This window comes from Hymenobacter tibetensis, from assembly GCF_022827545.1.
Lineage (GTDB): Bacteria > Bacteroidota > Bacteroidia > Cytophagales > Hymenobacteraceae > Hymenobacter > Hymenobacter tibetensis.
Genome location: NZ_CP094669.1, coordinates 3,503,620 through 3,522,439 on the forward strand (window position 1 = coordinate 3,503,620; position 18,820 = coordinate 3,522,439).

Sequence of the window (18,820 nt, forward strand, 5' to 3'; positions counted from 1 at the left end):
GGTCACTACACTTCCGTTACGGTGCGACCGGTGGTGGTAGCAGTGCTTTCGGTGGTAAGGCTGGCCACATATTTCCACTCCGAAACGGCGCTGGCAGCAGTGAAAGTCACTTCCACGAAACCGCGCTGGGAGGCGTCCAGGTAGTGAAGGTCGTCGATGAGGAGCTCGTTGGACTGCTCGAAGCCCTTGATAGCGGCCGCATTGCCCGCCAGGATAGTCTCGAAGCCCGGCGACGAAACGGACGAGCAGGCAAATTCAGCTCCTAGCTTGCGGCCCCCGTTTTCCTTTAGGTCGCTGTACCAGGCGTTGTGCGTATCGCCGGCCAACGACACCAGTTTCTTGTTGCCGGCTGCCGCAAACACCGCTTCTCTTTCCGCTGGGTAGCCGTCCCAGGCATCCAAGTTGTAGGGCAACACGGTGGTAACCCGGGCCCGCTCGGCGGCCGTGACGGTGGAGTCGCCAGCCGCAATCCGGACCTTGATACCCGCTAGTTGCGCGGCTACTGTGCTGTATTGGGTGAGCAGCGCCGTAGTCGGGTTGTTGGCGAGCTGGGCTACCAAAAACAAGAGCTCGACCGGTATGTACATCTTGCCCATCAGCACCTGTGAGCCCAGTACCTGCCAGCGGGCCGTGCTGCCCCCTAAGCGGCCAGTTAGCCAAGCTTTCTGCTCGGCACCCAGTATGGTGCGGTTCGGGTTCAGCCAGGCCGCACCAAACGCCGTGGTGTTGAACGCGCCGGTGGAGGGGTTGATGTAGTCCGCCAAGCTCAGCTGCTTGTCGCGGCCGATGAGGCGAGTGTCGAGCATCATCAGGTTCACGAGGCCCCCGAAGTCGAAGCTGCGGTAGATTTTCGTTTTGTCGCTCACGCGCGCCGGCAAGTATTCGTGCCACACCTGAATGGCGTACTGCTTGCGTTGCTCGAACGCCCCTTCTGTACCTTCCGTGTGGTTTTCGGCGCCCGTCTTATAGGCATCGTTGGCAATTTCGTGGTCGTCCCAGACGCAAATGAACGGCTTGAGCTGGTGGGCTTTCTGTAGCTGTTTGTCGCTTCGGTATTGCTTGTAGCGCGTGCGGTAATCCTCAATGGTAAGGATTTCGCCTGCGGGCAGATGGGCCCGGTTCAGCATGGCGGTAGCTGGATTGGTGCCGTAGCCGCCCGCCCCGTATTCGTAGATATAGTCGCCGAGGTGCACCACCACGTCGGCCGCAGATTCGGCCACGGCGCCGTATACGTTGAACAACCCAGCCTGGTAATTGGCGCACGACACCACGGCTAGCTTCACGCTGCTGGCTTGCCCGGTGGTGGGCAACGTGCGCGTTTCACCCACCAACGATTCCGCTTTCGTTCGGTCGTTGCGGAAGCGGTAGAAGTACTTTTTGTTGGAAGTTAAGCCAGTGACGTCCACGCTCACTGTATAGTCGGCGGCAGCGGCGGCCGTGGCAGTACCACTTTTAGTTAAGGAGCTAAAGCTGTTGCTTTCCGCTACTTCCCACTGAATGGCAACGTCGCCGGTTTCGTTGTCGGCGCTGGTGTATCGAGTCCAGAGTATAACGCTGCTGGCAGTTGGGTCGAAGCTGGCAACGCCTTCCCGAAAACCAAAGTCGCCGGTATACTGGGTGGCGCTATCGTCGTCATCGGCGCAGCTGCTGAGCACACTAGGCAGCAAGGCCATGCTACCCGAAACCAGCGCAGTATGCTTGATAAACTCTCGTCTATTGATACGACGGGTACTCTTCTCCTTCGACATGACACTGAGCATGATAATGAAGGCATAAAAGTATACCTGCCACATTATCAAGATATTATTGAAGGATTACCGAATCACTTCCTCTCCTCCACTACCGCCCACAGCCGGCCGTGCCACGCACAATACCCAGGCCCAGGCTGCTCTTATGTGCTCCTTTACTTCCGGCCAAACTTGTAGGGTACGGCACACGGAGTGAGAGGTTAAGCCCGTATTTTTTTACAGCGCTCCGCACCTTGGCCTGCCAAAACAAGGACTATGATTTATCATATTTATTTTCTGTCCAGCTTAGTTCACTGAAAAACGGCATTACAGGGCTTTCAACCCATCTTCCTTCTCAATTATAACATTTTAGCTATCCTTAATTAATACTGTCATTACTTTTTTACTAACAAAATTACAATATAAAATACCTGAAACTCACCATTTCAGGTGGCGTATAGGGGGTCCAATGACAACCTCATCCGACACCTTTTCCGCTGATGCCGCTGGCCGGCTGCCCGCTACTCCTTCGACGGCCCCCCTTGTGGTACCGATAATCGAAGAGCACGCCGTTGTTCACCGCGAAGTGGTGGAAAGCGGGCGCGTCCGCCTATCAAAAGTGGTGCAGGAGCACGAAGAGGCTATTGACTTTGCGCTGCAGCACGAAGAAGTGAAGGTAGAGCGGGTGGACGTTAACCGCTTTGTGGCCGACGAAGCCCCCGCCCCTACCATGCGCTACGAAGGCGACACGCTAGTCATTCCGGTGGTGCGTGAGGTGCTCGTGAAACGGCTACTCCTTGTAGAGGAGCTGCACGTGACCAAGCACCAAGTGCAAACCCAAGAAACGCAAACTGTAACTCTCCGCCACGAGCAAGTTCAGGTGGAACGCCTGGCGCCCGATGGCACTGTACTTCCAACTCCCCATTCCCAAAACCCAACCCTTTAATTGTTCACTAATTCTCTTAAAGCTATGAGCCAGACAGTAGTAGGAATTTTCGATAGTGCTGCCGAAGCGCAGAATGCTGCCCAGCAACTTCAAGCCGCTGGTTTCAGCCTTGAGCACGTAGACGTATCAACGGGCAATGCCCAATCCGGCCAATCCAGCCAATCATCGGATTCAAGCAATTACACCAATACTAGCGGTACTGCCACAGAAGGTGTTGCTGACGCTGCCGGCCGCACCGGCGACGGTATCGGCAACTTCTTCAGCAACCTCTTCGGGGGCGACGAGTACGAAGACACTCAGCGTTATTCGCACGTAGCTCGCTCAACGGGCTCTATTGTAACCGTACACGCCCATTCCGCTGAAAACGCACACCGCGCTGCTGAAATCCTGGACGCCGCCGGTGCTATCGACGTAAATGAGCGCGCTCAGCAATCAGGCTACCAGTCTACGGGTGGTCAGGCTTACGCCAGCGAAGCCACTACTGGCAGCGAAGGCATGTCGGCCAAGGTTATCGAAGAAAACCTACAGGTAGGCAAGCGGGTAGAGCAAACGGGTGGCGCTCGTCTGCGCAGCCGTATCATTGAGCGTCCGGTGGAAGCTAGCGTGCGGTTGCGTGAAGAGCACGTAACGGTACAGCGCAACCCAGTGAACCGCCCTGCTACCGAAGCCGACTTCAACACCTTCAAGGAAGGCAACATTGAAATCACGGAAAGCGCTGAGCGTGCCGTAGTAGGCAAAGAAGCCCGCGTGGTAGAAGAAGTAACGCTAGGCAAAGAAGTAACCGAGCGCGAAGAAACCATCCACGACACGGTGCGCAAAACCGAAGTGGACGTAGAGCGCCTCGACGGTGGCACCACCGATACAACCGGCTCCACCTACGATGCCGACGACACCACGACTCGTCGCTAAGTTAACGAACTCCATCTGACGGAAAAGGCAGCCTACTAGGCTGCCTTTTTTGTTTTGTGAGTAGCCGGTCGGCGGCAACTTCTTAGGCTGCCCTCTCCTGCATTTAGACCACTGAAAGCCGGCTGATTGGCTGATAGTGGGTGAACTCTATTTCGGGCGCCAGGTACCCCGCCCGCACGGGCTCTTTGCGGAGCAAGTCGGTGCTGAGGTACTTTTTGTTGCTGTCGCAGAGTAGCGTCACGACGGTGGCGGCCGAACCCAGGGCCGCTGCCTGCCGGATGGCGCCAATTACATTGGCCCCCGAGGAAATACCAACTGCCAGCCCGAGCTGGGTTGCCAGTTTTTGCGCCATCAGAATGGCGTCGCCGTCGTTGGCTTGCACCACGTGGTCGAGCTTCTGAAGGTCTACCAGCGCGGGAATAAACTCGTCGGAAATGCCCTGGATGCGATGCGAGCCTACCTTGTAGCCGGTGGTCAGCGTGGGCGACTCGGCGGGCTCCAACGGATGAATACGGACCGCCGGATTTTTGCTGCGCAGGTAGCTACCCACCCCCATTACGGTACCGCCCGTACCCACGCCCGCCACAAAGGCATCGGGGGTGCGGCCCAAGCCCCGTAGCTGCTCCCAAATTTCCACGCCCGTGGTGCGGGCATGCGCTTTGGCATTGACACCGTTCTCGAACTGCCGGGGCAGAAACACATTGGGGCAGGCAGCAGCTATGGCTTCGGCTTGCTTGATACTGCCCAAAAAGCCGCCCTGCTCTTTGCTGACTAAAGTTATTTCGGCGCCCAAGCTGCGGATGATGTTCACCCGCTCGGCGCTCAGCCAGTCGGGCATCAGGATGCGGACCGGGTGGCCGAGGGCTTTTCCAATGGCGGCAAACGCAATGCCGGTGTTGCCGCTGGTGGCCTCCACAATAGTGTCGCCGGGCTTTATTTCGCCGGTGCGGTACGCCTCTTGCAGGATGTAGAGCGCCATTCTGTCCTTTAGGCTACCCGTCAGGTTGTAGTGCTCACACTTCACGTAGATGCGGCCGGGCTGGCCCTGATAGTGGTAGTGGAGTTCCAGCATAGGCGTGTTGCCTACCAAGTGCCAGAGGTGGTTGAATTTCTCGGTTAGCTCCGCCGACAAACAACAAGGCGCTTTGGTAAGATGCGCCGCGTCCGGCGGATGAATGGCAGCAGTAGCTTCTGGCAGCGCCGCATCGGCGGTCGGCCACTTGGCGGAGGTGGCACGAATGCCAGCTAGAAACGAGACGGGAATGGCGTGCGAAACGCGAGTAGCAACGGTCATGGCAGCAAGACGTTAAGGTGTAAAACACGTACTTAAAACCGCCTCTCTACCTGCTAGCACTCGATCAAGAAAGCTTATCGAAAAGGCATAAAAAAAGCCCTCCCGACAAGTCAGAAGAGCAGCACCTTTCCGTGCGCATCTTTCAACTTATCTTCTCCCAAGCAAACCGAAGTCTTCTTGGAACAGGATTTAGCACCTGGTATCACTACTGGTTGCTAAGGCATCATAGGGCCTGTCCCTCCGCCTTTCTTGATAAGTGCTCCGGTGAAGGAGCGTGCCGTAAATATAGGAACGAGAACTAACTATGCAAGAGCACGCTACAAAAAATCAAGCAAGTCATTCGCCATACAACAGAGTACCCGCCACCCCGAGTACCGCTCTGCCGGCTCGTCCCAGCACCCCGCTGCTGGCCACGCAACAGAAAAGGCTCCAGCAGTTGCCGGAGCCTTTTATCTTCTCGAATCTAAGATAGCGCTACTTGCTTTCGTCTACGGGTTTGCCTTGCTGGTGCATGTTGGCGGCTACCATGTCGTCGGGCATCAGGTTGCTGCTATACACCATGGCTTTGTTTTTCAGGCCGGATATCACTTTGTCTGTGCCCGCTAGCAGCGCCTCGTAGCCGTCTTTGGCCACTTCGGCAGGGTCGGCTTTGCTGCCTTCGGCCACCAGCTTCGACTGGTTCATGTCGGCTTTGTTGAAGAAGTCGGTATCCGTTACGCCGGGCAGCAGGGCCGTAATGGTCACGCCCGACTCTTTGGTTTCTTCCCGGATGGCTTCCGTAAACGACGTCACGAAGGCCTTGGTGCCGTGATATACGGCCTGGAGCGGGCCAGGCATCTCGCCGCCGATGCTGGATACTTGCAGGATTTTACCTTCGCCGCGGGCTACCATCTCTTTCAAGAAGCACTTGGTAAGCACCACGTACGCCCCAATATTTAGTTGGATGATGTCTAGTTCGCGGTAGATGTCGGTTTCCACAAACTCGCCATACTGGCCCTGGCCGGCATCGTTCACGAGCACATCTATCTGAATGCCTTCGGCTTTCACTTGGTCGTACACCTGGAACGGCGCCTCCCGCTGAAACAGGTCGCGCGCAATCGGAAGCACGTTGATGCCGTATTGCTGCCGGAATTCGGCGGCCGTGCTTTCCAGCTCTTCCTGGTTGCGGGCCACCATCACTAGGTTGTAGTGGTCTTGCGCAAATAGCTTGGCTAATTCGTAGCCAATGCCGCTAGTGGCCCCGGTGATGAGGGCATATTTTGAGTTGTCTGCCATCGTATGTAGATGTTGTGTGGTTGGATCAGGCTTGGGTTTACGGTGGTAATTAATCCTCGTTTAGCATATCGGTTACGCGTTTTTCCCCGTATAAAAAGCCGGATAGCGCAAAGCTGAGCCGTAGGGTGAAAGGGTTGATTGCCTTGAAGGAGGTTGAGTTGCCACACGATGTGGCCCTATTGACTCGATAGGCCCTTTGCTGGGTGTTACAACTTTGCTTGCTGCCATTTTCCACTGATAGCCTACGTACTTGGTGTTGTGCCTTACCTTTTTTCTTGTTCTGTAAAATCAGGGTTTCCCCCACCAGAAACCCGTACAAATCCGGGAGCTAAAACCCGGCATGTGGCCGTTGTTGCTACTACCTGAATCTTCCACGTCAGATAGACCTCCGCCACATCACCAACCAACCCCTTATGCTTTCTTCCAGCTATCCACCCGTAGCAACACCCGCGGCCGCGTTGCAGCTCCACCTGGTTCCAGCCGGCCGTCGCCTCGACTTCGAGATTCTGCCCAACTACTTTGCCTACGTGTACCGCCGCCAGAACCAGAACGAGTGGCAGTGCGTGGCGCGCAATGCCTGCAGCCCCTACTTCGACCATTCTCCGGTGCCCGCTACCTCACAACCCGAGTACATGGTTTGCTACTGCGACGCGGCCGGCACTACCAAAGCGGCTACTGCCATTGCAGCAACTCCGCCAGCTACTTTTCCCGCCTCCCACCGCGCGGCGTAGCCCAACCGGCAAGAGCACAGCACTTTCTTTTCCACCACCAACCCCACTACCATGGCCTCTTCTAGCCCCGACATCGATCCTACTCAATTAGTGCGCTTCACCCTGCAAGTGGAAAACCTAACTTCTCCCGACCGCATTAGTGAAATGCGCCAACAGCTTATGGGCATGGGCTTGCTAGTTGACCGCATCGATCAGGGCGAGGTGGAAGTGGCGGCCAATCACGGTACCAACCCAGGAGCCGACTCTATCCGCAAGGTGCTGAACAACGCAGGATTTTCGGTGGGCGACATTACGGCCACCCCTGGATAGCGTACACTCCTACTTGCTGACTTGCCTGCGGTGTTTTGGTGAAAACTACAACCGCTAGAGTGCGTTCCCAATCTGATAGCCATTGTCGCCAGTAAGCTGGCTGGCAATGGCTATTTTGCTGATGCTATGAATCGTTTCGACCGTATTACCGCTATTCTGGTGCAGTTGCAAGCCCGTCGCCTCGTACGAGGACAAGACTTGGCTGAGCGGTTTGGCGTAAGCCTACGCACCATTTACCGCGACCTGCGCACCCTCGAAGAAGCGGGCGTACCGCTGTGTGGCGAAGTGGGGGTCGGCTACTCTTTGGCCGATGGCTACCGGTTGCCGCCCGTCATGTTCACTCGTGAAGAAGCCACGGCCCTCGTCACGGCCGAAAAGCTGGTAACCCAACTCACCGATGTACACACCGCCCAACTCAGCAAGGGGGCCATGGACAAGTTGCGGGCCGTGTTGCGCCGCACCGACCGAGATTATCTGGAAGAACTGAGCCCCCACATTACTATTCTGGGGGGTCGGCATCAGCAGGCAGCCATGCCTTTGCCGCCCAACACGCACCAATTGTTGCTCACGGGCATTGCCAGCCGGCAAGTGGTTTCGCTGGACTATCGGGCGGGCTACCACGGAGCCCCCACCCAGCGCGACGTTGAGCCAATCGGCATCTACTTTGGCCACTATTGGCACGTGGTAGCTTTTTGCCGCCTGCGCCAAGAGTACCGCGACTTTCGCCTCGACCGTATTGCGCAACTGCGCCTCCACGACGAGCAGTTTGCGCCGCGCCCCGAAACCCTGCACACCTACTGGCAACAACTGGCGGCCAAGCGGCAGCAACAGTCGGCGGTGGTGCGGTTTGCGCCCGAAGCCCTGCCCCACTTCGAAGAAAACAAGCGCTACTTCGGGTGGGCGCATGAGCAACGCCTACCCGACGGCTGGGTGGAGGCTACCTTCCTGACCAGCCAACTCGACTACTTAGGACGCTGGCTGCTACTTTTTACCGGGCAAGTGAACGTGGTGTCGCCGCTGGCCCTACAGGAGCAATTGCGCGCATTGGCACTGGCGGCCTACGAATACTTTGCCAAGTAAGAATTGAGGTAGCTAATTGAAAAAAGTACGCGGGTCGAGTTTTCTACTGACATAGGGCTGTCATAGAGGGCAAGTAGGTTTGAGACATCATTCACCTAACCCCTCTTTCTATGCTGACCGACACGCTAGCCCCCCTCGCCCATGCCCTGGTAGTTGAACTAGAAGACGAGCTACAAACCACCCGCCGCGTATTGGCGCGTGTTCCCGACGCCCAGTTCAACTGGCAGCCGCACCCCAAGTCGATGCAGATCGGCTACTTAGCATCGCACATCACCGACTTGATGGGGGGCATTGCTAATACCTTAGTAACCACGGAACTGGATTTAACTTACTTTCTGGAACGCGAAGCGCAGCCCGCCACAAATAGCCGAGAGCTACTGGAGCGCCTCGATACCAACGGTGCTACTGCCCTCACGGCGCTCACCGCCGCCACCCCCCATGATTTCGAGCACCTCTGGACCCTGCGCCAGGGCGAGCAGATACTGATGAGCCAGACCCGCGCCGAAACAATCCGCCACCTCATCAACCACATGGCCCACCACCGGGGCCAGCTCAGCGTGTATCTGCGCCTACTCGATGTGCCGGTGCCCGCCATCTACGGCCCCTCCGCCGACGAGCCTATGTTTGAGGCGTAAACCGAAATCCTGACCACAGCCCAATACCCCCTACTAGCGCACCAGTGGGAGGTGTTGGGCTGTGGCCTGCGGCTACGGCAATAGCCTGAGGATGCCGGTTGTGCAAGGCGCTTCTTACTTACGCTTCGTTGTGCGAGAGGGCCGTGGTGGTGGCCAGTCGGATCCGGCGCACGTTATCGGGCTGTAGTTGGTAAGCGGGCCGGCGGGCCGTGTAGAGGCGCGTTTTCGCCATTCTAGTCACGCACACACAGTCGCCTTGATTGCCCCCGAGTACGTGGTAGGCGGTTTCGTCTTCGCCCACATACAAACCCACGTGCCCGGCCCGGCTGCCATCGGTCGTACGCCGTACGAACACCAGGACATCCCCGAGCATCGGGGTTTTGGTGAACACACCAAACGTACCCCAGTTCAGGGCCCATAACGGGTCTTTGACCAGTGGCTTATCGGCGCGCTTGGCTACTACCGCCATAAAGAGGCCACACCACGGAATGCTATCGGCCACGTACATCTGGGTAACATTTTTCTCGCCGGTTTCCTTGGCCCAACTGATAATAACCGGGTTGTTTGGGTCGCCGGGCTGCTCTACCGTCCCGAACACCGCCAGGGCCTCTTTAATCATGCGGGGGCCGGGTTCTTCTGCCAGCCACTGATATTTCTTGGGAAGCGTTGCCATATATACATACCACCGTTAGATGCACCCTCTTTATCAACGTCCTTAGCCTTGGCTCTTTCTCCGTCGGCCACACTGGTTGTCTGGCAGTTAGATAATATTAATATTTTCTAATATACTATACAAGTAACTGATTTTTAGCTTGGAGTGGGCAAACAACCAGTGAAAAGACCGTCATGCTTCAGACCGCGCAGCATGACGGTCTTTTCACTGGTTGAATCGCTCTTGATAACCTGTTCATATAAGCTGCTTGCTTGAAGCTAGGCCTTGACATTAGCACCTACTCAGCTTCTGAACCTGCACCTCTGCTTTCTTGGAAAGACTAAAGAGTACGTATAACCTCTTCGCGGCCAACGCTTCAGCGGCTATTTGCCGTTTTGCGTTAACTTTTAGGTGGCTCCGGCGGTAGCTTATCCGTAAAATCACTTGCATGATGGAAGCGGAAATTATTGTGGTGGGGGCTGGTGCGGCGGGGTTGCTGGCAGCTCGCACGCTCGCGGAGGCGGGCAAGCGGGTGCTTGTGCTGGAAGCTCGCAACCGCCCTGGTGGCCGAATCTACACCTTCACCGACGCTGGCTTTTCGGGGTTGGTGGAAGGAGGCGCCGAGTTTTTGCACGGTTCGGTTCCCCTTACCCGAAGCTTGCTGGAAGCAGCCGGCAAAACCAGCTTCCCAACCACCGGCACCACCTACCAGGTGATCCAAGGGGAGCTCCACGAGTCGGAAGATTTCATTCAGGAGGCACCCCAGCTGCTGGAGCAACTCCACGCGCTACCCCACGACATGCCCCTAGCCGACTTTCTAGCTGAATACTTCCCCGACGAGCACTATGCGCCCCTCCGCGAGCAGGTCACGCGCTTTGCGGAAGGCTATGACGCGGCCGACGCACAACGCGCCAGTTCCTTTGCCCTGCGCGACGAGCTAAGCGGCGGCGGCTTCGACGACTCGCCGCATCCGGAAGGCACGTACGCAACCGTAATCAACCGACTTGTAGAAGCCACCCAAGCCGCGGGCGGCGAGCTACATCTGGGAGCGGTGGTTCAGGAAATAAACTGGCAGCCCCGCCACGTGGAAGTTCGCACCATAGATGGCCGTTGCTTCCGGGCGCAGCAAGCGGTGCTCACCTTACCGCTAGGCATCTTGCAAACCACTCCGGATAGCCCAAGCCACATTCGCATCGAGCCGGAGCTACCCGAGCACCGCGCTGCCGCCGCCAGCCTCGGCTACGGAGCCGTTATCAAGGTGCTGTTAGAGTTTGAAACAGCCTTTTGGGAGCAGGGCTCAGCGCAACTAACCCGGCCGATGCCCGAGCTGAGCTTCTTGTTTTCTGATGCCCCCTTCCCTACCTGGTGGTCGCAGCTGCCGGATACGCGCCCGTTGCTTACGGGCTGGCTGGCTGGCCCCACTGCTACCCAGCTTCGTGAAGTTTCCGAAGAGCAGCTACTCGTACAGGCGCTGGATTCGTTGGCTGGTTTGCTGGGCACCACGCCCGCTTTCCTACGCAGCCAACTGCAAGCTCACCGCATCATTAACTGGGCCGCCGACCCTTATGCGCTTGGCGCTTATGCCTACACCACCGTTGGAGCTTCGGCGGCTCGCGCAACGTTGGCTGCTCCCGTAGCCGACACGCTGTTCTTTGCTGGTGAGGGCGTGTATGATGGCGCCTACATCGGCACCGTGGAAGCGGCGTTGGTTAGCGGTGCCGATGCCGCCCAGCGGCTTCTCCACAAAGACGCTTAGCGCTTGGCACCCACTGGATTGCAGACTTGGCACTGAGCTAGGTCGGAGCAGCACCCCTTGTAATCGTTGGATTAGGCCACAAAAAAACAGGTGGAGAAGCATACGGCCGCCGAGCCCGCTTCCCCACCTGCGCTGTTTCGGGCCCGCTCAAGTTGCTTATGGCAACCGTTGCGCAGCCCCAGCTTTTTGTTTTCGGCCGTCTTTTTCCGAACGACCGACTACATAGGCCTGCTGCAGGTGGGTGACAAAGCCAGTGCAGCAAGCACAAAAAAAGCCTTCCAGAGAACTGGAAGGCTTTCAAAGGAAAATCAAGAGTTGATTTTTATATTTCCAATGGTGCAATAGCCTTCCTAGCCCGAACCGGATTATTGTTCGAGTTATTATTAGAAAGATTATTGCTGCAAAGACGCATGTAAGAGGCCGTTTTGGGGGCGTTTATGCAAGTATAGAAATCCGGTTAGGCAATTCCTAACAAAACAGCAGATAGTTTACCGGTACCCTGCAGAATTTGCCACCAGCGCGGGAGATTATTCGTCGCCCAGCAGAGAGTCGCGCACTTTCCGGATGGCACCTGCTACGGCAGTCGGAACGAGGGTATCAGGATGCAGCAGCTTCAGCAGGCGCATATACTTGCTGCGGCCTTCAGCCAGCATGTGTGGCGGCACCTCAAACACGAACAGGCTGAAGGGCTCCACTTTCTGCACTCCCACCAGCAAAAACCGGTCGGCACGCAGGGCATCGGAATAGAATGCGGCTTGCCGGTCGTAGTCGTAGCCGGTGCATTGCGAAATGAAATGGTCATGGTCGCGGGCCAGAGTGGTTTTGAAATCCACAATGGTATAGGGCTGATTGGGCCGGTCGATGATGAGGTCGGCGCGGAGCTTGCAGAGGGTGCCGGTGGTGGGCTCCGTGAAGATGCAGCTGGGTTCAGGAGTGCCTATTTCCAGGAGGTGGTTGATGTCGGGGTTCAGCTTCACGCCGTCTACCATCCACCAAATCAACGAGTCGTTGATGCCGGGCAGGCCAGGTTCGTAAAGGTCGGGCTCTAGCAGCGCCGTATGAAAAGCTGTACCCAAACCCAATGCCCCCAGCGAGCTGGCTTGGCGCGGCGGCCGGCCATGCAGCGCATCGCGCAGCCGCGAAAGGTCGGAGTTGGCGATGGCCGGCAGGGCACGGTAGTCATCGTAGGGTACGCGCAGCAATTCGGGGCGCGGGGTGGGAGTAAGATCAGTCACAGGGGAACAACAACGGAAGCCGGGAAAAGGCTCCTTGATAGGAAAGCGGAGTACGAAGCGGGATGATAAGGCTTTTTCAGGAAACTCGCCCGCTTATCAGCCAGCAGCCCGTCCCTTCATGGCCCCCAAAATAGCCCTGGCTGCGCCACTCTATGCCTGCTTCACTTAACCGATCCGCTTCCTAATTTTCTAAGCCGTTAGCAGCCTGCTAGCTAGACCTCACCTAGGCAAACTGCTCGACCTACGGTCCATGACACACGCATGGGGTCACTACACTGCCGCTTCTTTAAGGCAGCACAGTTCGTGGCCGGGCAATCACGCGGGCGGGAGCACCGTCGGCTCCGTTGATTTTCAATGGAAGGCAAATCAGATCGTAGAGCCCAGGCTCTACGTGTTGCAATGCCAGCCCTTCAATGATGCTGATACCAGCTTTCAGCAAGATATTGTGCGTGTCGGCGGGGCCTACTGATAGGTAGTCAACCCCAACGCACACCACTTCCTGCTCGCGCAGCCACTCGGCCGCATCGGCGCGCACACGCACAAAATCGGGGTTGAACGGTTCTTGCGCCCACTCCCTATCGGAGTTGCGGGTTTTGAAAAGCAGCCGCTCGCCGGGCTGCAACAACAGGCCCTCCAACTCGGCGCGGGTGATGAAATGCGGGTCTTGGATGGCTACCACGTGGGCCGGCCCCATGAGGGTGTTCAAGTCCAACGAAGCCACATCGGCGCCATCGTCTAGAAAGTGCAGCGCGGCATCAACGTGGGTGGCGGTGTGCACGCTCAAACTCATTTCCGTTACGTTGGCGGCGTCACCGCGCTGGATACTGAGCGTTTTCTTGATGTGGACGGGCGCGTTGTCGGGCCAGTAGGCCATGCCGTCGGAAATGGGGGTGGTGAGGTCGAGCCAGTCAGACATAATACGTTGCGTTACGTGTTGTTGCTTACCACCTACTAGGTGCAAGCTGCCAGAGTTGCCGATTCCTGACGTTCACGAACTGGCAACTCACACTTGGTAGCTGGCAACTCATTCTCCCGCTCTGGGTTGAAGCAGCTTGGCAATGAGGCCGGTCCAGCCGGTTTGGTGGCTGGCGCCGAGGCCTTTGCCGTTGTCGCCGTGGAAATACTCGTGAAAGAGTAGGTAGTCGCGGAAGTGCGGGTCTTGTTGCAGCTGCTTGTCGTCGCCGAAGGCGGGGCGCTGGCCGCTGTCGTCGCGCAGGAACAGCTTGGTGAGCCGGGTGGTAAGGGCCTGTGAAATTTCCAGCAGCGAGCAGTGCTGCCCGGAACCCGTCGGGTATTCCACTTTGAAATCGGGCCCGTAGTAGTGGTAGAAGCGCTGCAACGACTCCACAATCATGAAGTTCATGGGCATCCAGATGGGGCCGCGCCAGTTGCTGTTGCCTCCGAACAATGATGTACTGGACTCGCCGGGCTCGTAATCAACTCGGTCGTTGCCGCCGTCGGCGTGCTCGAAGATGTAGGGGTTCTGCTGGTGGTAGCGCGACATGGAGCGTACGCCGTACTCCGACAAAAACTCGGCCTCGTCCAGCATGCGGCGCAATAGCTTTTTCATGCGGTGGCCGCGCAACAACGACAGCAAATGCGTCTGCCCTTTGCCCGGCTCCTGCCAGCGCGACACCATCGTAGCCAATTGGGGCCGGTTTTCCAGAAACCAATTCATGCGGCTCACAAACTGCGGGGCGCTTTGCAAGGCATCTTCTTCCAGCACTTCCACCGCAAACAGCGGCACCAGCCCCACCATAGACCGTATGCGCAGCGGAATACGCTGGTTGTCGTCGTTGAGCAGCACATCGTAGTAGAACTCGTCTTGGTCGTCCCACAGGTCTAGTTGCAACTCGGCCACGTTGGCCATGGCGTAGGCGATGTACAGGAAGTGCTCGAAGAACTTGCTGGCTAGGTCCTGGTACACTGGGTTGGTTTTGGACAGTTCCAGCGCAATGCGCATCATGTTCAAGGCAAACATGGCCATCCAGCTTGTACCATCGGCCTGCTCGATGTGGCCGCCGGTGGGCAGCGGGGCGCTTCTGTCAAACACCCCAATGTTGTCGAGGCCTAGGAAGCCGCCTTCGAATACGTTGCGGCCATTCAAGTCTTTGCGGTTCACCCACCACGTGAAGTTGAGCAGCAGCCGGTGAAACATGGTTTGCAGAAAGGCGGTATCGGCAGGACCGTTGTGCTTGCGGTCCATCTGGTACACGCGCCACGTGGCGTAAGCGTGCACGGGCGGGTTCACATCCGAGAGGTTCCACTCGTAGGCGGGCAGCAAGCCGTTGGGGTGCATGTACCAGTCGCGGGTCAGGAGCAAAAGCTGGCTCTTCGCAAATTCAGCATCTACCAACGCCAGCGGGATACAATGGAAAGCCAAGTCCCAGGCTGCGTACCAGGGGTACTCCCACTTGTCGGGCATCGAAATGATGTCCATGTTGTTTAGCTGCTCCCAGTTGGAGTTGCGGCCCTGGCGGCGTTGGCGCGGCGGCGCGGGTTGCGCGGGGTCGCCGTGCAGCCACTGCCACACATCATAGTAATAGAACTGCTTGCTCCACAGCATACCGGCCAGCGCTTGGCGCTGCACGTTGCGCGCATCGGCGTTGTGCAGGTCGGTTTGCAAGTGGTGATAAAACTCGTCGGCCTCCTGACGACGCTGCTTCAGTATCCGGTCGAAATCGGCAAAAGGGTCTTTCAGTTCAGGGGAGGCCAGCCGCACCCGTAGCACACGGCTTTGTCCGGCCGGTACGTGCAGCACGTAGTGAGCGGCAGCTTTAGTGCCGCGCTGCGCCGGGTTTATGGCCTGATGCCACCCGTGCACGAGGTAATCGTTGATGCCGTCTTTCTGATAAAGCTCCTCATTTGGGCAGTTGTGAAGCCGCTGCAAGTTGCTTTCGTTGTCGCAGAAGAGCAGTTCCGGCATCTGCCCGTCCAGTGGCTCGCAATGCAGCATGAGGTCGGGCAGATTATCGTGCTGAATTTGCACCTGACCGGCTTCTGTGGCGCGGAGTTCGGGCTTGTAGTCGTCGTAGCCCCAACTCCAAGTGTTCCGAAACCAGAGCTGCGGCAGCACATGCAGCGGCGCATCCTGCTCGCCGCGGTTGTGCACCGTTATTTGCAGAAGGATGTCGTGGGGGTCGGCCTTAGCGTAGTCGAGGAAGATGTCGAAGTAGCGGCTGTTGTGGAATATCTGCGTGTCGTTGAGCTCGAATTCTGGCTTTAGGCGGCCGCGGCGGGCGTTTTCATGCACCAGCCATTCGTACGGAAACGTGTGCTGCGGATACTTGTAGAGCATCCGCATGTAGGAGTGCGTGGGGGTGTTATCGAGGTAGTAGTACAGTTCCTTGACGTCCTCACCGTGGTTGCCTTCGGGCCCACTGAGGCCGAAGAAACGCTCTTTCAAGATTGGGTCGTGGCCGTTCCAAAAGGCTGGCGCTAGGCACAGAAGCTGTTTCTGGTCGCAGATGCCGCCGATGCCTTCCTCGCCCCAGCGGTAGGCGCGGCTGCGGGCTTGGTCGTGGGTGGTGTAGGTCCAGGGTTGGCCGTCAGCGCTGTAGTCTTCGCGCACCGTTCCCCACTGTCGGTCACTTACATAGGGGCCGAATTGGTGCCAGCGCGCTTTCCCCTTGTGTTCTTCGTGTTGCCGTTCTTGCTCTTTCGTCATGGACCTCACCCTAAAATTTCCATTCACAAGAAGATAAAAGCTCGGCGTTAAGTTTTGATGAAGTACCGACAAAAGCTGCTTTTCCTCTCAAAGAGAAGCAAAGTACTAGTTCTAAAACATTAGAAAGCTAGTTTCCCTTCTCAGTTGAGGAGGAGAACTAGCTTTCTGGATTTGTAGCTTACTCTTCTTTTCAGCTTGGGAGCAGAGCCAAAGCTCCCTTTTATTCTTAACTCAACCGTTGTCGGCGAAGCCGGGGTAGAGGGTCATGCCGCCGTCGGCGAAGAGGGTGATACCGGTGACGTAGTCGGCTTCGTCGGAAGCTAGCCAGACGGCTACGCTGCCGATGTCGGCGGGCTCACCGATGCGGCCGTAGGGAATGAGGGTGAGCAGGCTCTTCTCTTCTTCGGGCGTGTCGCGGGCCGACTCGTTGATGGGGGTAGCAATGGCGCCGGGGCCGATGCTGTTCACCCGAATTTTGTGGGGCGCTAGTTCCTGCGCCATCGTTTTCATGAGCTGCATGATGCCGCCTTTGCTGGTGGCGTAGTTGACGTGGCCGGCCCACGGAATCACTTCGTGCACCGAGCTCATGCAGATAATCTTGCCGGTGGCCTTGGAAATTTCGGGCTGCGGGCCGCGCTTCACAAACTCGCGGGCGGCTTCGCGGGCGCACAGAAACTGGCCGGTCAGGTTTACGTCGATTACCTTCTGCCACTGCTCCAGCGTCATTTCCAGCAGGGGCGCATCCACTTGAATACCGGAGTTGTTGACGAGGATGTGCAGCGTGCCGAACTCCTTGCGGATTTGATCGAACATAGCCAGCACCTCGTCTTCTTTGCTCACGTCGGCTTTGATGGCAATGGCTTTGCCGCCGGCCTTCGTGATTTCGTCTACCACTTCTTCGGCTCCTTCGGGGCTGTGGGCATAGTTGACAACGACAGTGGCTCCTTCGGCGGCCATGGCTATGGCTACTCCGGCTCCGATGCCGGAGCTGGCTCCGGTTACTAGGGCTACTTGGTTTTGCAAACGTGGGGTTGCAGCAGGCGAAGACATAGTATTGCGGGTTGATGAATACCTCAAGACTAGATTATTGGGCTGTAGGTTACATGAAGTTTGCGTTTCCTGCTCAGCGGACGAGCTGCACTCACCTGTTTCTAGCTCCGAAAAGCCCCTCACCTAAGCATGACAGTACAGGCAGGCGGACTACAGGACGGATAGTACTTTTAATGACGTCACCTACCACTCTTCCATGAACCGTACTCTTTTCCTGCCGGCCGCTTTCCTTGGCGTGCTTTTCACTTCGGGCGTCGCGGCGCAGTCGGGCAAGACGAGCTACAAGTTTGATTTTGGCGCCGGTAGCGTAGCGCCCGGTTATCGGCAGGTACTCCCCTCCGCCACGTACTCCGAGGAGCGCGGCTACGGTTTCGACTTCAACACCACCGTTTCAGCCGTGGACCGCAAGGGTAAGGATGCGCTGAAAAGTGATTTCGTGACCAGTGACAAACCCTTTTATTTCTCGGTGGATTTACCGGAAGGCAACTACAACGTGACCGTCAAGCTTGGCGACTTAAAGAAGCGGGCTTCGACGATGGTGAAGGCAGAATCACGCCGTTTGCTGCTGGAAAAGACGGAAACCGCGCCCGGCAACTTCACCACCGAAACCTTCACGATTAACATCAAAAACCGCCGCATCAACGACACCCTGACGGTGGGTTTGAAGCCGCGGGAAGTAGGCAAGCTGGATTGGGACAACAAGCTCACGCTGGAATTCAACGGCGCGGCCACGTGCCTCAACGCCCTAGAAATAACGCCGGCTCCTAACGCCATAACGGTTTTTTTGGCCGGCAACTCCACCGTCGTCAACCAGGACGATGAGCCGTGGGCCGCGTGGGGCCAGATGATTCCGCGCTTCTTCAAACCGGGCGTCGCCATTGCTAACCACGCCGAATCAGGCCTGAGTTTGGGAAGTTTCTTGGGTTCGCGCCGCCTCGACAAGGTGCTGAGCGTGATGAAGCCCGGCGACTACCTATTCGTAGAATTCGGACACAACGACCAGAAGGAAAAAGGCCCTAATGACGGCGCCTACAAATCCTACACCGAGCGGCTACAGTTCTTCGTGCGCGAAGCCAAAAAGAAGGGCGGCATTCCAGTTATCGTGACGTCCACGGCCCGCCGCAACTTCGACGAGGCAACAGGCAAAAACGTGAACAACCTCGGCGACTACCCCGACGCGGCCCGCAAAGTGGCCCAAGAAGAAGGTGTGGCGCTAATTGATTTGAACGCCATGACCACTACGCTCTACGAAGCGCTGGGCGTACAAGCGTCGATGAAGGCTTTCGTGCATTACCCCGCCAATACCTACCCCGGCCAAGAGAAGGCCCTGGCCGACAACACGCACTTCAACCCCTACGGCGCCTACGAAATTGCGAAGTGCGTGGTAGAAGGCATCAAAGCCAACAAGCTAGGTTTGACGAAGTACCTCAAATCGGACATCCCGGCCTTTGACCCCGCGCATCCCGATGCCCTGGATAAGCTGGCGTGGGCCGACAGCCCCCGCAATACAGTGATAAAACCCGACGGAAACTAGCGTTAACCGAAGCAGCACCT

At 57.3% G+C, this 18,820-nt stretch carries 16 protein-coding genes and 1 riboswitch; of the genes, 8 read left to right on the plus strand and 8 right to left on the minus strand.

The window, feature by feature from the left end; translation table 11 throughout:
- Positions 1-5: 5 nt before the first annotated feature.
- Positions 6-1,748, minus strand: a complete 1,743-nt coding sequence (locus tag MTX78_RS14005) for an alkaline phosphatase D family protein (protein WP_243795303.1) — start codon at positions 1,746-1,748, stop codon at positions 6-8.
- Between the two features lie 448 nt (positions 1,749-2,196).
- On the opposite strand from MTX78_RS14005, the gene MTX78_RS14010 reads away from it, so the two are divergent.
- Both MTX78_RS14010 and MTX78_RS14015 read left to right on the plus strand, forming a co-directional pair.
- Entirely contained in the window at positions 2,197-2,673 is a 477-nt protein-coding gene (locus MTX78_RS14010) for a YsnF/AvaK domain-containing protein (protein WP_243795305.1), read from the plus strand.
- Positions 2,674-2,697: 24 nt separating this feature from the next.
- Positions 2,698-3,582 (plus strand): YsnF/AvaK domain-containing protein, encoded by an 885-nt coding sequence (locus MTX78_RS14015; protein WP_243795306.1) that lies wholly within the window; start codon positions 2,698-2,700, stop codon positions 3,580-3,582.
- A 103-nt stretch (positions 3,583-3,685) separates the two neighbouring features.
- Here the strand turns inward: MTX78_RS14015 and MTX78_RS14020 are convergent, their stop codons facing one another.
- Together MTX78_RS14020 and MTX78_RS14025 are read right to left on the minus strand one after the other, a co-directional pair.
- On the minus strand, positions 3,686-4,876 hold the full coding sequence (locus tag MTX78_RS14020; RefSeq protein ID WP_243795308.1) for a PLP-dependent cysteine synthase family protein: 1,191 nt from the start codon (positions 4,874-4,876) through the stop codon (positions 3,686-3,688).
- A 144-nt stretch (positions 4,877-5,020) separates the two neighbouring features.
- A riboswitch (SAM riboswitch) is annotated at positions 5,021-5,135 on the minus strand.
- Between the two features lie 215 nt (positions 5,136-5,350).
- Positions 5,351-6,151, minus strand: a complete 801-nt coding sequence (locus MTX78_RS14025) for an SDR family NAD(P)-dependent oxidoreductase (RefSeq protein ID WP_243795314.1) — start codon at positions 6,149-6,151, stop codon at positions 5,351-5,353.
- 413 nt (positions 6,152-6,564) lie between these two features.
- On the opposite strand from MTX78_RS14025, the gene MTX78_RS14030 reads away from it, so the two are divergent.
- The 4 genes from MTX78_RS14030 (at position 6,565) to MTX78_RS14045 (ending at position 8,906) form a co-directional block, all read left to right on the plus strand.
- A complete protein-coding gene (locus MTX78_RS14030; RefSeq protein ID WP_243795316.1) occupies positions 6,565-6,882 on the plus strand; it encodes a hypothetical protein in 318 nt (105 codons plus the stop codon).
- 51 nt (positions 6,883-6,933) lie between these two features.
- Positions 6,934-7,191: a hypothetical protein gene (locus MTX78_RS14035; RefSeq protein WP_243795317.1), complete on the plus strand. Its 258-nt coding sequence runs from the start codon at positions 6,934-6,936 to the stop codon at positions 7,189-7,191.
- A 126-nt stretch (positions 7,192-7,317) separates the two neighbouring features.
- Positions 7,318-8,271 carry a helix-turn-helix transcriptional regulator gene (locus tag MTX78_RS14040; protein ID WP_243795319.1) on the plus strand — a complete coding sequence of 318 codons (954 nt, stop codon included), beginning with the start codon at positions 7,318-7,320 and terminating at the stop codon, positions 8,269-8,271.
- A gap of 110 nt (positions 8,272-8,381) precedes the next feature.
- Positions 8,382-8,906, plus strand: a complete 525-nt coding sequence (locus MTX78_RS14045; RefSeq protein ID WP_243795321.1) for a DinB family protein — start codon at positions 8,382-8,384, stop codon at positions 8,904-8,906.
- 118 nt (positions 8,907-9,024) lie between these two features.
- On the opposite strand, the gene MTX78_RS14050 is transcribed toward MTX78_RS14045, so the two are convergent.
- Positions 9,025-9,579: a TIGR02594 family protein gene (locus tag MTX78_RS14050; protein ID WP_243795323.1), complete on the minus strand. Its 555-nt coding sequence runs from the start codon at positions 9,577-9,579 to the stop codon at positions 9,025-9,027.
- A gap of 427 nt (positions 9,580-10,006) precedes the next feature.
- On the opposite strand from MTX78_RS14050, the gene MTX78_RS14055 reads away from it, so the two are divergent.
- The gene (locus tag MTX78_RS14055; protein WP_317258900.1) at positions 10,007-11,314 is read left to right on the plus strand and encodes a flavin monoamine oxidase family protein; all 1,308 of its coding nucleotides are present in this window, start codon (positions 10,007-10,009) and stop codon (positions 11,312-11,314) included.
- A gap of 527 nt (positions 11,315-11,841) precedes the next feature.
- Here the strand turns inward: MTX78_RS14055 and MTX78_RS14060 are convergent.
- From MTX78_RS14060 to MTX78_RS14075, 4 genes are all read right to left on the minus strand, one after another.
- Positions 11,842-12,549 (minus strand): PD-(D/E)XK nuclease-like domain-containing protein, encoded by a 708-nt coding sequence (locus MTX78_RS14060; protein WP_243795328.1) that lies wholly within the window; start codon positions 12,547-12,549, stop codon positions 11,842-11,844.
- A gap of 286 nt (positions 12,550-12,835) precedes the next feature.
- A complete protein-coding gene (locus tag MTX78_RS14065) occupies positions 12,836-13,465 on the minus strand; it encodes a cyclase family protein (RefSeq protein ID WP_243795330.1) in 630 nt (209 codons plus the stop codon).
- A 108-nt stretch (positions 13,466-13,573) separates the two neighbouring features.
- Entirely contained in the window at positions 13,574-16,216 is a 2,643-nt protein-coding gene (locus tag MTX78_RS14070) for an MGH1-like glycoside hydrolase domain-containing protein (protein ID WP_243795336.1), read from the minus strand.
- 231 nt (positions 16,217-16,447) lie between these two features.
- The gene (locus MTX78_RS14075) at positions 16,448-17,266 is read right to left on the minus strand and encodes an SDR family oxidoreductase (RefSeq protein ID WP_243795337.1); all 819 of its coding nucleotides are present in this window, start codon (positions 17,264-17,266) and stop codon (positions 16,448-16,450) included.
- A gap of 196 nt (positions 17,267-17,462) precedes the next feature.
- On the opposite strand from MTX78_RS14075, the gene MTX78_RS14080 reads away from it, so the two are divergent.
- Positions 17,463-18,800, plus strand: a complete 1,338-nt coding sequence (locus MTX78_RS14080; protein WP_243795339.1) for a rhamnogalacturonan acetylesterase — start codon at positions 17,463-17,465, stop codon at positions 18,798-18,800.
- Positions 18,801-18,820 lie beyond the last annotated feature (20 nt).

Excerpts from the sequence above, each read along its gene's own strand:
- MTX78_RS14005 (WP_243795303.1), bottom strand. The coding sequence starts at position 1,748 with ATGTCGAAGGAGAAGAGTACCCGTCGTATCAATAGACGAGAGTTTATC.
- MTX78_RS14010 (WP_243795305.1), top strand. The coding sequence starts at position 2,197 with ATGACAACCTCATCCGACACCTTTTCCGCTGATGCCGCTGGCCGGCTG.
- MTX78_RS14015 (WP_243795306.1), top strand. The coding sequence starts at position 2,698 with ATGAGCCAGACAGTAGTAGGAATTTTCGATAGTGCTGCCGAAGCGCAG.
- MTX78_RS14020 (WP_243795308.1), bottom strand. The coding sequence starts at position 4,876 with ATGACCGTTGCTACTCGCGTTTCGCACGCCATTCCCGTCTCGTTTCTA.
- MTX78_RS14025 (WP_243795314.1), bottom strand. The coding sequence starts at position 6,151 with ATGGCAGACAACTCAAAATATGCCCTCATCACCGGGGCCACTAGCGGC.
- MTX78_RS14030 (WP_243795316.1), top strand. The coding sequence starts at position 6,565 with ATGCTTTCTTCCAGCTATCCACCCGTAGCAACACCCGCGGCCGCGTTG.
- MTX78_RS14035 (WP_243795317.1), top strand. The coding sequence starts at position 6,934 with ATGGCCTCTTCTAGCCCCGACATCGATCCTACTCAATTAGTGCGCTTC.
- MTX78_RS14040 (WP_243795319.1), top strand. The coding sequence starts at position 7,318 with ATGAATCGTTTCGACCGTATTACCGCTATTCTGGTGCAGTTGCAAGCC.
- MTX78_RS14045 (WP_243795321.1), top strand. The coding sequence starts at position 8,382 with ATGCTGACCGACACGCTAGCCCCCCTCGCCCATGCCCTGGTAGTTGAA.
- MTX78_RS14050 (WP_243795323.1), bottom strand. The coding sequence starts at position 9,579 with ATGGCAACGCTTCCCAAGAAATATCAGTGGCTGGCAGAAGAACCCGGC.
- MTX78_RS14055 (WP_317258900.1), top strand. The coding sequence starts at position 10,007 with ATGATGGAAGCGGAAATTATTGTGGTGGGGGCTGGTGCGGCGGGGTTG.
- MTX78_RS14065 (WP_243795330.1), bottom strand. The coding sequence starts at position 13,465 with ATGTCTGACTGGCTCGACCTCACCACCCCCATTTCCGACGGCATGGCC.
- MTX78_RS14070 (WP_243795336.1), bottom strand. The coding sequence starts at position 16,216 with ATGACGAAAGAGCAAGAACGGCAACACGAAGAACACAAGGGGAAAGCG.
- MTX78_RS14075 (WP_243795337.1), bottom strand. The coding sequence starts at position 17,266 with ATGTCTTCGCCTGCTGCAACCCCACGTTTGCAAAACCAAGTAGCCCTA.
- MTX78_RS14080 (WP_243795339.1), top strand. The coding sequence starts at position 17,463 with ATGAACCGTACTCTTTTCCTGCCGGCCGCTTTCCTTGGCGTGCTTTTC.